The sequence below is a fragment of the Streptomyces sp. NPDC026500 genome (genome assembly GCF_055567635.1).
This window is the reverse complement of the sequence record NZ_JBVHQB010000009.1, coordinates 132542-143897: the sequence shown is the minus strand read 5'-3', so window position 1 is coordinate 143897 and position 11356 is coordinate 132542. Positions and strand designations below refer to the sequence as shown.

Here is an 11356-nt window from a genome sequence, read left to right as displayed (position 1 = left end):
CGCTCGCTCCCCCGTCAGACGATCGGGTCGTGGACGGTGACGAGCTTGGTGCCGTCCGGGAAGGTCGCTTCCACCTGGACGTCGTGGATCATCTCGGGGATGCCCGTCATGACGTCGTCCCGGGTGAGGATCTTGCGCCCGGAGGACATCAGTTCGGCGACGGTACGGCCGTCACGGGCGCCTTCGAGGATGTGCGACGTGATCAGGGCGACGGCCTCGGGGTGGTTCAGTTTCAGTCCGCGGGCCCGGCGCTTCTCGGCGACATCGGCTGCCACATGGATCAGCAGCCTCTCCTGCTCGTGCGGGGTCAGTTGCACGGCGTCCCACCTCACATCCTCGCTCCGGACCGTGCGGGGCCCGGTGGCCGCAGCCACCAAAACCCCTGGTGGCGTGGATGGGCACGCTAGTTGGCCGGAGTTTCGAGGACGTTAACCAGCCTGTGATCCCCCCAGGGCCGGGGGTAAGGACGCCTTCGGGTCCGCGAGGCGGTCCCGCTTCGCCGGTTCCGCTCGACCGGGCCGCGCCGACACCCCGGCAAGCCGCAAGGCCATCCAGGGCCGGACCGTATACGGCATACCGCGCGGCCGTACGCGGGATGGGCCGCGGGAGCGGCGCCGTGGCCGCCGTGATGAGCACGGCCGAAGCCCGCGGTCGCGGAGGCGGTCCCAGAACGCGGGGGCGGTCCCAGAGCGGGTGAGGTCCCGGAGCGCGGCAGTGGCCGCGGTCCAGCGCGGGCGGCCAGAGCCTGTCTCCGCCGTGATCGACCGGACAGGCCCTAGGAGGCGCTGGGCCCCCGGTGCTCCGCGGCGATACCGAACCGCTGGCGTTCGCGGGGCGCGGACGCCACCTCGCGGACGCTGGACAGAGCGCTGATCACCTGATCGTCCGCGGGCTCCTGGAGTTCTTCGAGGCGCTCCAGGTCGGCGGCGGAGACCAGGGCGACGAGGGGCTTCCCGTGCCGCGTCACGACGACGCGCTCACCGCCGTACACGACGCGGTTGATCAGTTCGGCGAGCTCAGCCCTGGCTTGCGTCACCGGAATCTCGTAGGCCATGACGTCCAGCTTAGACCGGGCCTCCGGCACTCCGCGGGGTGCGAGATCCCGCCGGCGGGCGCCGCGCGGCGCCCCTCGGCCGGCTCCCGGTGCGGGGACACGGCGGTTTTCGCTCTGAGCATGGCCCCCTTCCGCAGAGACGTACGTCCTGTACATTTTTTACGGACGTCGACCTGAGGAGGCGCGCGCCATGGACAGTCCGTCCGCCCGTTACGTCCTGCCCGAGTTCACCGAACGCACCAGCACGGGGTACCAGACGGTGGACCCGTATTCGAAGCTGCTGAGTGAGCGGATCGTGTTCCTCGGGACGCCGATCGACGACACCTCGGCGAACGACGTGATGGCGCAGTTCATGTATCTCGAACACCAGGCGCCCGAGCAGGACATCTCGCTCTACATCAACTCCCCGGGCGGCTCCTTCAGCGCGATGACCGCGATCTACGACACGATGCAGTTCGTCACCTGCGACGTGGAGACGGTCTGCCTCGGCCAGGCGGCATCGGCCGCGGCCGTCCTGCTGACCGGCGGCACCCCTGGCAAGCGGCTCGCCCTGCCGGGAGCGCGCGCCCTCCTCCACCAGCCGTCCGTCCCGGAGCCGGTCCAGGGGCAGACGAGCGATCTGGTCATCCAGGCCGAGGAGTTGCTGCGTACCCGCGACATCCTCGTGGAAATGCTCGTACGGCACACGGGGCAGAGCCCGGAGCGGGTCGCCGCGGACATCGAGCGGGACAAGATCCTCGACGCGCCGGCGGCGCTGGCCTACGGGCTGATCGACCGGATCGTCCCGAGCCGCCGGGCCTCGCGCGAGACGCCCGGCGCGAGGTGAACGGCCGATGATCCCGGACCTCCCGCCGCTGCCCGCGCTGACCCGCGCCGAGGCCGAGCTGATCGACCGCTACCTCGACGTGGTCGACCTGGTCGGCCGTATCAACCCGTCCCGTCCCGGGGACACCTATCGCGGCCTGAGGGCGGCTCAGGCACTGGTCGGCAAAGCGGCGGCCCTGCGGGACGCCCTGACGCTGATGCACCAGCGGGGCGAGAGCGAGGTGCACGCCCCGACTCTGGCCCAGGCCCTGCGGGTTCTCGACGGGGAGCGGCGGGCGGCCCGGGTCACCGTGCCGCCCGACTCCGGCAGTTGACGGACCCACACCCGGCAGCCGGTGAGCGCCACAGCTCCGTGGTGTCCGGCCCGGGACTCAAACGGACCGGATGGTGTACCCCCCGATGGCGTAGTGAACGATCCTTTCTGCGACCCCTCCAAGTTGCGCAACACGCGGACCAGAAAGGCGGAATGGAGCCCTTCACCGCAGGTGCGGGCCTCGTCGATGTCTCCAACACCCCCTCGAACAGAGGGGTGTCCACCCGAACGGGTGAGTGGTGAGTAAGCCCACAAAACGCCGGTTCCGCTCGGTTTTTCCGACACTCATGAGTGAAGATCCCTTCCGACGACAAGCCCCCGCCACAACGGCGGGGCGGTCCGGGCGGACGCCGAGTCCTGCCGCCGCCCGGATGCCCGGTCGACAGAAGTGGATCGGCAGGAGTGGAGGACCCAGCTAGACGGGCCGCCGGAACAGTTCCGCGCGGTCCTTGGGGTGAAGCCGCAGCTGCGGCCGGGCAACTTCGCCAGCCCGAATCCGACAGGTCATCCTTCACAGGCGGCTGACGAAGGGTTGCGCATGACTGCGCTCAATCGTGTCCCGTCGCTGTGGACCAGGGCCGGTACGGCCTCGGCCCTCACCCTTGCCGCCGTGGGCGGCAGCCTCGTGGTACCCGGCGTCGCACCCGACGCCGAGGCGGCCACCCCTGCGACGAGGGCACTCCAGGTCGCGGCGTCGAAGCACGGCTCCCCGTACCAGTGGGGCGCCACGGGACCGCACCGCTTCGACTGCTCCGGGCTCACGCTCTACTCGTACAAGAAGGCAGGCAAGAAACTGCCTCGTACGGCCGCGGCGCAGTACAACAAGACGCACCATGTCTCGGCCTCGCACCGCAAGGCCGGTGACCTCGTGTTCTTCCACTCGGGCCGGAACGTGTACCACGTCGGCATCTACGCCGGGAAGGGAAAGATCTGGCACTCCCCGAAGACCGGGGAAGTGGTGAAGCTCCAGAAGATCTGGACGAGAAGCGTCTGGTACGGCAGGGTCGGCTGACCCTGTCCCCGGGGCGGCGGCGCGTGACGCGTGCCGCCGCCCCCGGGGACACGCAGCGTGTGAACCGTGTGCAACACGGGCCGAAGTGGTTACTCATTCCCCATGACCCCCGACCCGGCCCACACGTCCCGGAACGAGACATCCGCGCGAAGCGACCCGTCCCCGGACGAGCGGACGTCCGGCCGCGACGAGACCCGCCTCGAACGGGCGGACCGCAACTTCGCCGAACTGCTCCAGGAACTGCGCGTCACCCAGACCGGGGTGCAGATCCTCTTCGCCTTTCTGCTGACGCTCGCCTTCACCCAGCGATTCCCCGCTCTGGACACCGTGCAGCGCGCGACCTACGTGGTCACGCTGTTGCTGGCGGTGCTGGCCGCCGCCCTCTTCACGGCCCCCGCCGCCCTGCACCGGTCGCTGTTCCAGCGGAACGCCAAACCCACCATCGTGCGGGTATCCTCGCGGCTGGCCACCATCGGTCTGTACGTCCTGATGCTGGCGTTCGCCGGTTCGGTGCTGCTCGTCGTGGATGTGACGCTGGGGCGCGCCGCGGGCATCGCGGCAGGGGCGGGCACCCTGGCCGTCTGTCTGGCGCTGTGGGGGCTGCTGCCCCTGCTGGTGCAGCGCAGTCTCAGCTCCTCAGAGGCTCCAGCAGCAGGACAAGGCCCAGAACGGTGAGGGCGGCGCCGGTGACCCCCTCCACGGCGCGTGCGGCACGCGGCCCGCGCAGCCACCGTCCGAGCCGGTCCACCAGCAGCGCGACCGCCGGGAACCACACCAGGGCGAGCACGACCACGATCAGCGCCAGCAACAGCGTCCGCGGCATCGCGGGGCTCCCCGCGGGCACGAACTGCGGCAACAGGCTGAGGAAGGTGATGGGCGCCTTCGGGTTGAGCGCGTTGGTGACGAAGCCCTGTCGCAGCGGACGCGCCCCCGGGCCCGTCGCCTCGACCTCCGCCTCACGCGGACGCGGGCCCACCCCTGCGGCCTCCACGCCGCGCGGACGCGGGCCCACTCCGTCGGCCGCCGCGCCGCGCGGACGGCCCAGCGGGCGGAGCGTGCGCAGGCCCAGGTAGAGCACATAGGCACCGCCGAGCAGTTGGAGCGTCCGGAACAGCGCCGGGACGGCGGTGAGCACGACTGCGACCCCCGCGACGGCGAGCGCGGTGTGGAGCAGCAGCCCGCCCGCGATGCCGAGGGCGCACGCGACTCCGGCCCGGCGTGAGACGAGGGCGTTGCGTACGACCACGGTGAAGTCCGCGCCCGGCATGGCGACCATGCCCGCGGCGACACCCGTGAAGGCGATGAGCTGTGCGTCCATGCCCCCAGGCTCCCTGGCCCGGGCCTTCAGCAGGTATGTCGAATATCCTGGGCGAGTCTTAAGCAATCGTTTAGACCCGGCAGGGTGCCGCCGGGCCCGGGAGGACGCGATGTACGACCCGACGCGGCTCGCGGCGCTGGTGGCGGTCGCCGAGGCGGGGTCGATCACCCGGGCCGCCAAACGCCTCGGATACACCCCGCCGGCCCTGTCCCAGCAGGTGGCGAAGCTGGAGCGGGAGGCGGGGGCGACGCTGCTGGTGCGCTCCCATCGCGGGACTCGCCTCACAGGTGCGGGTGAACTGCTGGTCGTACGGGCCCGCCGGGTCCTCGACGAGATGGAACTGGCCCGGCACGAACTGGCCCGTCTGACGGGACTGTCGGGCGGGACGCTGCGGCTCGGCACCTTCCACACGGCGGGCATCCATCTGTTGCCGCCCGTACTCAGCGCTTTCCGCCGGGCCCACCCGGACGTGGCCCTCGCGGTCGCCGACTACGAACCTCCGCACGGGATCGCGGCGGTCGCGGCGGGCGAGGTGGACCTGGCGCTCACGCACACCTACCAGCCCGCCCCGCCGGTCCCGCTGCCGTCGTCCGTGGGCGTCGAACCGGTCCTGGTCGAGGAACTGGTGCTGGTGACCGCTCCCGGTCATCTCCTCGCGGGCGGTTCGGCGCGGCTGCCGCTCGCCGAGCTGGCCGGGCAGCCGCTGATCAGCATGGCCCCGGACCACCCTCCCCGGCAGGGCGTGGAGGCCGCGCTCGCCCGGGCGGGGGCCACGCCGGCGGTGCTCGTCGAGACTCCCGGGTACGCCCTGGTGTGCGCGCTGGTCAGCGCCGGGCTCGGGGTCGCGGTCGTACCGGAGATGGTGGCGGCGACCGCGGCGACGCCGGTGGGGACACGGCTGCTGGAGCCAGGAGATCTGCGCCGTACGATCTCGGTCGTCCACCGGACGGATGTGACCGCACCCGCGGCCGACGCGTTCCGTGCCCTGCTGCGCGGCGCCTTCGGGCGGGCCGGACAGCACAGGTCCGGCAGCCGGCCGGACGTCTAGGGCCCGCCCGAGCAGCCTGTCCGGGCGGCCTGTCCTACCCGCGGGACCGAGCCGCGGGACCGAGCCGCGGGACCGAGCAGGTGGTCCGAACGGCCGGTCCGGACGACGGCCCTAAGGCTCTTGTGGCCCCCCGGCCGGCACGGGCTGGACCGGTACCGTCCACGGGAGTTCGATGGAGACCGTCTTGCCGCCCTCACGGGTCGGCCGGACGGTGAGTCTGCCGCCGCATTCGGCGGTCAGCCAGCGGATGATCACCATGCCGCGGCCGTTGTCCTGCTGGACGGCCGCGGGCAGCCGCTTCGGAAAGCGCGGATGGCTGTCGGTGACTCCGATGCGCAGATGCTCCTCGCGGTCGAGACGCACGCCGACCGTGAAGGTGGGCGACTGCCCGAACGTGTGCTGGACGGCGTTGGTGGCCAGTTCGGACACGATCAGGCGTACGGTCTCGGCGACTTCGCAGTCGCGCGGCAGCCCCCATTCGGCCAGCACTTCGGCGACGAATTTACGGGCCACGGAAACCGAGACCGGTTCGCTCGGCAGCGTGACGGATGCTTCCTGGTGATCTGCCATGGCGACGTCGTCCCTTTCCCACGGGACCGGAGCCCGACACCGAGCGGATGGTTCGAGTACGGTCCCGGACTGGTGCTTGCGCCAGACTGCCATTACCGGGCCGGTCGCGGGTGCGATCCACCGAGTAATGCATATATCTGTCGCTCGATGCGGTGAACTCTGCGTCGGCAGAGCGTATTCGGGCGGCTTGGAAGGAGTAAGGAGAACAGCCATGCAGCACGGTCCCGCGGTGCGCCGCCGCAAGCTCGGCGCCGAACTGCGCGCGCTGCGCGCGGGTTCGGGTCTCACGAGCGGTCAGGCGGCCCGCCTGCTCGGCTGGCACCAGTCGAAGGTGAGTCGCATCGAAACCGGCACCAGCGGGGTGAAACCGGCCGACGTGGAGCGCCTGTTGAACGTGTACGGCGTCGAGGATCCGGAACTGCGCGAGCTCCTCGTCGTGTTGGCCGGGTCCGAGGGCAACGGCCGTCACCACTGGTGGCACGCGTACCGGGGGGTACTCCCGCCCACGTACCGCGACTTCATCAGTCTGGAGTCGGGAGCCAGTGGTATGCGCACCTTGGAGACCTCTGTCGTACCCGGACTGCTGCAGACGCCGGAGTACGCCCGCGCGGTGACGCGGGCCGCGGTGGACGGACTGGAGGAGAGCAAGCTCGACACCTTGGTCGAGGTGCGCCTGGCCCGGCAGGACGTGCTGCGTTCGGACCCGCCGCTGGAACTGTCCGCCGTCCTGGACGAAGCGGTATTGCGGCGGGAGGTCGGTGGCCCCGATGTCATGGCACGCCAGCTGCGCCGGCTGAGAGAGGCCGCCGTCCTGCCTCAAGTGCGGCTCCAGGTACTGCCGTTCGCCGCCGGGGCACACATCGGAGTCACCGGGCCTTTCGTTATTTTCTCATTCCCGAACACAACTGATCTGGATGTGGTTGTTCTCGACCACTTGACGAGTAGCCTCTACCTCGAACGGAAAGAAGACCTCCAGGCCTACACCGAGGCCTTCAACGCCCTTCAGTTCCACGCCCTTTCGCCCGAGGACTCGTTGGACTACATCGCCGGGATAGGTGACGGCGCGTAAGGAGGCACCTCATGTCTGCAATGCCTCGGTACGTACCCTCCAGCACTTCACTGCACGGTGTGCGATGGCTGCGCAGCAGCCGCAGTACGGGAATGAACAACTGCGTCGAGACGGCGCGCCCGAGCTCCGGGCCCTGGTCCGGAATGGTCGCGGTGCGCGATTCCAAGAACACGGCGGGCCCAGCCCTGATGTTCACCCCCGGCGTCTGGGAGGGGTTCGTCACCGGGCTGAACTGACCCCGCACGGTTCACTGCTCACCGGTTCACCACTCGACCGCACCATCGTTCTCGCTCACCGCTCCACCGGTTCACCGGTCGATCACTTGGCCGGTTCACCGGTTCCGGCTGATCACGTCCACCGCGTACCCGATCTGCTCCTCGGTGAGGTCCGCGCGGGCCGTCAGCCGCAGCCGCGAAACACCGTCGGGCACCGACGGGGGACGGAAACAGCCGACAGCGAGGCCCGCCTCGCGGCAGTCGGCCGCCCATCGCACCGCCCGTTCGGGGGACGGTGCCCGTACGGAGACGACCGCGGCGTCGGGTCGTACCGCGGAGAGACCCTCGGCCGTCAGCCGGGTGTGCAGTGCCGTGGCCACCTCGCGCGCCCGCGCCGCCCGCTGCGGCTCGCGCCGCAGCAACCGCAGCGCCGCGAGCGCCGCGCCCGCCGCCGCCGGCGCGAGACCGGTGTCGAAGATGAAGGTGCGCGCCGCGTTGATCAGATGGTCGATCACCGCCGCCGGGCCGAGGACGGCGCCGCCCTGGCTTCCGAGGGACTTGGAGAGCGTGACGGTCACGACGACGTCCGGTGCCCCCGCGAGCCCCGCCGCGTACGGAGCGCCCCTGCCGCCGTCGCCCAGGACACCGAGTCCGTGCGCGTCGTCGACGATCAGTCCGGCGCCGTACTCCCGGCAGGCGAGGGCGAGTTCGGCGAGCGGCGCGGCATCGCCGTCCACCGAGAACACCGTGTCCGAGACGGTGACGGCGGGTCCGTCGTGAGTGCCGAGCGCCTTGCGCACGCCCTCGGGGTCCGCGTGGGCGACCACCTGTGTGGTGCCGCGGGCCAGCCGGCAGCCGTCGATCAGGGAGGCGTGGTTGCCCGCGTCCGAGACGACCAGCGAGCCGTGCGGCGCGAGCGCGGTGACGGCGGCGAGGTTGGCCGCGTAGCCCGAGGACAGGACGAGCGCGGATTCGAAGCCGCAGAAATCGGCCAGCTCGCGTTCCAGCTCGCCGTGGAGTTCGGTGGTGCCGGTGACGAGCCGGGAGCCCGTCGCACCGCCGCCCCACGTGCGCGCTGCCCGTGCCGCGCCCTCGGTGACCTCCGGATGGCGGGCGAGCCCGAGGTAGTCGTTGCTCGCGAGATCGAGGAGCGGCGAGTCTGCGGGGCGCGGGCGCAACGTACGCACGAGTCCGGCCCTGCGGCGCGCCTCGGCCTGCTCGTCGATCCAGCCGAACGCCATGTGTCCTCCGGGGCTCGCCGCACATGCGGTGGCGGTGTTTTGTAGGCAGTGCACAGACCCTAGCGGTCGCTCCGACGGGCCAGGATGTGGCAATACCCACACGTCGAACCGTCTCTGTTGTGCAAACTCTCCTTGGCCGAGAGCGGTCGCATAGGTCAGGATCGGACCTCATGGACCTGCTGAACACACTGGTGGACAAGGGGCTTCGGCGCGAGCTGCCGACCCGCGGCGAGGCGCTGGCCGTCCTGGCCACCTCCGACGACGACGTGCTCGACGTGGTGGCCGCGGCCGGCAAGGTACGCCGCCACTGGTTCGGCCGTCGGGTGAAACTGAACTATCTCGTCAACCTGAAGTCGGGTCTGTGCCCGGAGGACTGCTCGTACTGCTCGCAGCGCCTCGGCTCCACGGCCGGCATTCTCAAGTACAGCTGGCTCAAGCCCGACGAGGCCTCCCGGGCCGCGGCGGCCGGGCTCGCCGGCGGCGCCAAGCGGGTCTGCCTGGTGGCCAGCGGGCGCGGACCGACGGACCGTGACGTGGACCGGGTCTCCGACACCATCAAGGCGATCAAGGACCAGAACGAGAACGTCGAGGTGTGCGCCTGCCTCGGCCTGCTCTCCGACGGCCAGGCCGAGCGGCTGCGCGCGGCGGGCGCGGACGCCTACAACCACAACCTGAACACGTCCGAGGGGACGTACGGGGAGATCACGACCACCCACACGTACGCCGACCGGGTGGACACCGTCCAGAAGGCGCACGCGGCCGGGCTGTCCGCCTGCTCGGGTCTGATCGCGGGCATGGGCGAGTCGGACGAGGACCTCGTCGACGTCGTGTACGCGCTGCGCGAGCTCGACCCCGACTCCGTTCCGGTGAACTTCCTGATCCCCTTCGAGGGCACCCCGCTCGCCAAGGAGTGGAACCTCACCCCGCAGCGCTGTCTGCGGATCCTCGCCATGGTCCGCTTCGTCTGCCCGGACGTCGAGGTCCGTATCGCCGGTGGTCGCGAGGTACATCTGCGCACCCTCCAGCCGCTCGCCCTGCACCTCGCCAACTCGATCTTCCTCGGTGACTACCTCACCAGTGAGGGCCAGGCGGGCAAGGCCGACCTGGAGATGATCGCGGACGCCGGCTTCGAGGTGGAGAACGCGGGCGAGGTGACGCTGCCGGAGCACCGCGCGCCGTCCGACGGCGGCTGCGGATCGCACGCGGAGAGCGGGTGCGGATCGCACGGCGGCGGAGGCTGCGGATCGCACGCCGAGGCCGGCTGCGGGTCCCACCAGGGCGGCGGAGTGTGCGGTTCGGTGTCCGCGGCTCCGGCCGAGGCGCCCGCGGTACCGACCGAGGCGCCCGCCGACGCCCGTACGGACCTCGTCTCCGTGCGTCGCCGCGGTGCCGGAACGGATCTCGCGCCCAATGCCTGACCTGTCCGTGCGGGAACTGCTCGACCTCGACCGGCGGCATGTCTGGCATCCGTACGGGCCGATGCCCGGCCGCCAGGATCCGCTGGTCGTGGAGTCGGCGAGCGGGGTGCGGCTGCGGCTGGCCGACGGCACGGGCGAGCTGATCGACGGCATGTCGTCCTGGTGGTCGGCGATCCACGGCTACAACCACCCGGTCCTGAACGACGCGGCACGCGGCCAGCTGGAGCGCATGAGCCATGTGATGTTCGGCGGGCTCACCCACGAGCCCGCCGTGCAGCTGGCGAAGCGACTGGTCGACATCTCGCCGGAGGGTCTGGAGCACGTCTTCCTCGCCGACTCCGGCTCGGTCTCGGTCGAGGTCGCCGTCAAGATGTGCCTCCAGCACTGGCGCTCGCTCGGCCGTCCGGGCAAGCAGCGGCTGCTGACCTGGCGGGGCGGCTATCACGGGGACACCTGGCAGCCCATGTCGGTGTGCGACCCCGAGGGCGGGATGCACGAACTGTGGCAGGGCGTGCTCCAGCGCCAGGTGTTCGCCGACGCGCCGCCGGTCGCGTACGAGGAGTCGTACGCCGACCATCTTCGCGAGCTGATCGGGCGGCACGCCGACGAGCTCGCCGCGGTGATCGTGGAGCCGGTGGTGCAGGGCGCGGGAGGGATGCGTTTCCACTCCCCCGCGTATCTGCGGGTGCTGCGCGAGGCCTGCGACGCGCACGACGTGCTGCTGGTCCTCGACGAGATCGCGACCGGTTTCGGCCGTACGGGTGAGCTGTTCGCGGCGGACCACGCGGGCGTGACCCCGGACGTGATGTGTGTCGGCAAGGCACTGACCGGCGGCTATCTGACGATGGCGGCGACGCTGTGCACCGCGCGGGTGGCCGACGGCATCTCGCGCGGCGAGGTCCCTGTGCTCGCGCACGGCCCGACCTTCATGGCCAACCCGCTCGCCGCAGCGGTGGCGTGCGCGTCCATCGACCTGCTGCTCGGCCAGGACTGGCGGACCGAGGTGAAGCGGATCGAGACGGGCCTGCGGGACGGCCTCGCGGAGGCCGCCTCCCTGCCCGGCGTCCGGGACGTACGCGTCCTCGGCGCGATCGGGGTGGTCCAGCTCGACCACGAGGTGGACATGAAGGCGGCGACGGCGGCCGCGGTGCGCGAGGGCGTGTGGCTGCGGCCGTTCCGCGACCTCGTCTACACGATGCCGCCGTACGTCACGGGCGACACGGATCTGGCACGGATCGCGCGCGCGGTCTGCGCGGCGGCGCGGGAGGGCTGA

The 11356-nt window shown here is 71.1% G+C and carries 14 protein-coding genes and 1 riboswitch; of the genes, 9 read left to right on the top strand and 5 right to left on the bottom strand.

The window, feature by feature from the left end; all coding sequences use genetic code 11:
• Positions 1 to 14: 14 nt before the first annotated feature.
• Entirely contained in the window at positions 15 to 317 is a 303-nt protein-coding gene (locus ACZ4N5_RS18430; RefSeq protein WP_326789136.1) for an urease subunit gamma, read from the bottom strand.
• 458 nt (positions 318 to 775) lie between these two features.
• Complete coding sequence (locus ACZ4N5_RS18425; RefSeq protein WP_355838630.1) at positions 776 to 1054, bottom strand: type II toxin-antitoxin system Phd/YefM family antitoxin; 279 nt, start codon at positions 1052 to 1054, stop codon at positions 776 to 778.
• A gap of 190 nt (positions 1055 to 1244) precedes the next feature.
• Between ACZ4N5_RS18425 and ACZ4N5_RS18420 the strand changes: the two genes are divergently transcribed.
• From ACZ4N5_RS18420 to ACZ4N5_RS18405, 4 genes are all read left to right on the top strand, one after another.
• Positions 1245 to 1880, top strand: coding sequence for an ATP-dependent Clp protease proteolytic subunit (locus tag ACZ4N5_RS18420; RefSeq protein ID WP_467758108.1), 636 nt, complete (start codon positions 1245 to 1247; stop codon positions 1878 to 1880).
• Positions 1881 to 1887: 7 nt separating this feature from the next.
• Entirely contained in the window at positions 1888 to 2193 is a 306-nt protein-coding gene (locus ACZ4N5_RS18415; RefSeq protein ID WP_467758107.1) for a hypothetical protein, read from the top strand.
• Positions 2194 to 2554: 361 nt separating this feature from the next.
• Positions 2555 to 2727: riboswitch (cyclic di-AMP (ydaO/yuaA leader) on the top strand.
• Between the two features lie 3 nt (positions 2728 to 2730).
• Complete coding sequence (locus tag ACZ4N5_RS18410; protein ID WP_467758106.1) at positions 2731 to 3204, top strand: C40 family peptidase; 474 nt, start codon at positions 2731 to 2733, stop codon at positions 3202 to 3204.
• Between the two features lie 102 nt (positions 3205 to 3306).
• Positions 3307 to 3879, top strand: a complete 573-nt coding sequence (locus ACZ4N5_RS18405) for a DUF6328 family protein (RefSeq protein WP_467758105.1) — start codon at positions 3307 to 3309, stop codon at positions 3877 to 3879.
• On the opposite strand, the gene ACZ4N5_RS18400 is transcribed toward ACZ4N5_RS18405, so the two are convergent.
• Positions 3833 to 4522 (bottom strand): LysE family translocator, encoded by a 690-nt coding sequence (locus tag ACZ4N5_RS18400; protein ID WP_467758104.1) that lies wholly within the window; start codon positions 4520 to 4522, stop codon positions 3833 to 3835. The two genes, ACZ4N5_RS18405 and ACZ4N5_RS18400, sit on opposite strands and share 47 nt — an antisense overlap.
• A 109-nt stretch (positions 4523 to 4631) precedes the next feature.
• Here ACZ4N5_RS18400 and ACZ4N5_RS18395 point away from each other — a divergent pair, with 109 nt between their 5' ends.
• A complete protein-coding gene (locus tag ACZ4N5_RS18395; RefSeq protein WP_467758103.1) occupies positions 4632 to 5570 on the top strand; it encodes a LysR family transcriptional regulator in 939 nt (312 codons plus the stop codon).
• A gap of 111 nt (positions 5571 to 5681) precedes the next feature.
• On the opposite strand, the gene ACZ4N5_RS18390 is transcribed toward ACZ4N5_RS18395, so the two are convergent.
• Positions 5682 to 6140: an ATP-binding protein gene (locus ACZ4N5_RS18390; protein ID WP_467758102.1), complete on the bottom strand. Its 459-nt coding sequence runs from the start codon at positions 6138 to 6140 to the stop codon at positions 5682 to 5684.
• Between the two features lie 211 nt (positions 6141 to 6351).
• Between ACZ4N5_RS18390 and ACZ4N5_RS18385 the strand changes: the two genes are divergently transcribed.
• Positions 6352 to 7209 carry a helix-turn-helix domain-containing protein gene (locus tag ACZ4N5_RS18385; protein WP_467758101.1) on the top strand — a complete coding sequence of 286 codons (858 nt, stop codon included), beginning with the start codon at positions 6352 to 6354 and terminating at the stop codon, positions 7207 to 7209.
• Between the two features lie 11 nt (positions 7210 to 7220).
• Entirely contained in the window at positions 7221 to 7445 is a 225-nt protein-coding gene (locus tag ACZ4N5_RS18380) for a DUF397 domain-containing protein (RefSeq protein ID WP_467758100.1), read from the top strand.
• Between the two features lie 95 nt (positions 7446 to 7540).
• Here the strand turns inward: ACZ4N5_RS18380 and ACZ4N5_RS18375 are convergent, their stop codons facing one another.
• Entirely contained in the window at positions 7541 to 8665 is a 1125-nt protein-coding gene (locus ACZ4N5_RS18375) for an 8-amino-7-oxononanoate synthase (RefSeq protein WP_467758099.1), read from the bottom strand.
• A 170-nt stretch (positions 8666 to 8835) separates the two neighbouring features.
• Here ACZ4N5_RS18375 and bioB point away from each other — a divergent pair, with 170 nt between their 5' ends.
• Positions 8836 to 10083, top strand: a complete 1248-nt coding sequence (gene bioB / locus ACZ4N5_RS18370) for a biotin synthase BioB (protein WP_467758098.1) — start codon at positions 8836 to 8838, stop codon at positions 10081 to 10083.
• The gene (locus ACZ4N5_RS18365; RefSeq protein WP_467758097.1) at positions 10076 to 11356 is read left to right on the top strand and encodes an adenosylmethionine--8-amino-7-oxononanoate transaminase; all 1281 of its coding nucleotides are present in this window, start codon (positions 10076 to 10078) and stop codon (positions 11354 to 11356) included. Before bioB ends, ACZ4N5_RS18365 begins: the two co-directional genes overlap by 8 nt.

Excerpts from the sequence above, each read along its gene's own strand:
- ACZ4N5_RS18390 (WP_467758102.1), bottom strand. The coding sequence starts at position 6,140 with ATGGCAGATCACCAGGAAGCATCCGTCACGCTGCCGAGCGAACCGGTC.
- ACZ4N5_RS18405 (WP_467758105.1), top strand. The coding sequence starts at position 3,307 with ATGACCCCCGACCCGGCCCACACGTCCCGGAACGAGACATCCGCGCGA.
- ACZ4N5_RS18385 (WP_467758101.1), top strand. The coding sequence starts at position 6,352 with ATGCAGCACGGTCCCGCGGTGCGCCGCCGCAAGCTCGGCGCCGAACTG.
- ACZ4N5_RS18400 (WP_467758104.1), bottom strand. The coding sequence starts at position 4,522 with ATGGACGCACAGCTCATCGCCTTCACGGGTGTCGCCGCGGGCATGGTC.
- ACZ4N5_RS18420 (WP_467758108.1), top strand. The coding sequence starts at position 1,245 with ATGGACAGTCCGTCCGCCCGTTACGTCCTGCCCGAGTTCACCGAACGC.
- ACZ4N5_RS18365 (WP_467758097.1), top strand. The coding sequence starts at position 10,076 with ATGCCTGACCTGTCCGTGCGGGAACTGCTCGACCTCGACCGGCGGCAT.
- bioB (WP_467758098.1), top strand. The coding sequence starts at position 8,836 with ATGGACCTGCTGAACACACTGGTGGACAAGGGGCTTCGGCGCGAGCTG.
- ACZ4N5_RS18380 (WP_467758100.1), top strand. The coding sequence starts at position 7,221 with ATGTCTGCAATGCCTCGGTACGTACCCTCCAGCACTTCACTGCACGGT.
- ACZ4N5_RS18415 (WP_467758107.1), top strand. The coding sequence starts at position 1,888 with ATGATCCCGGACCTCCCGCCGCTGCCCGCGCTGACCCGCGCCGAGGCC.
- ACZ4N5_RS18375 (WP_467758099.1), bottom strand. The coding sequence starts at position 8,665 with ATGGCGTTCGGCTGGATCGACGAGCAGGCCGAGGCGCGCCGCAGGGCC.
- ACZ4N5_RS18410 (WP_467758106.1), top strand. The coding sequence starts at position 2,731 with ATGACTGCGCTCAATCGTGTCCCGTCGCTGTGGACCAGGGCCGGTACG.
- ACZ4N5_RS18395 (WP_467758103.1), top strand. The coding sequence starts at position 4,632 with ATGTACGACCCGACGCGGCTCGCGGCGCTGGTGGCGGTCGCCGAGGCG.
- ACZ4N5_RS18425 (WP_355838630.1), bottom strand. The coding sequence starts at position 1,054 with ATGGCCTACGAGATTCCGGTGACGCAAGCCAGGGCTGAGCTCGCCGAA.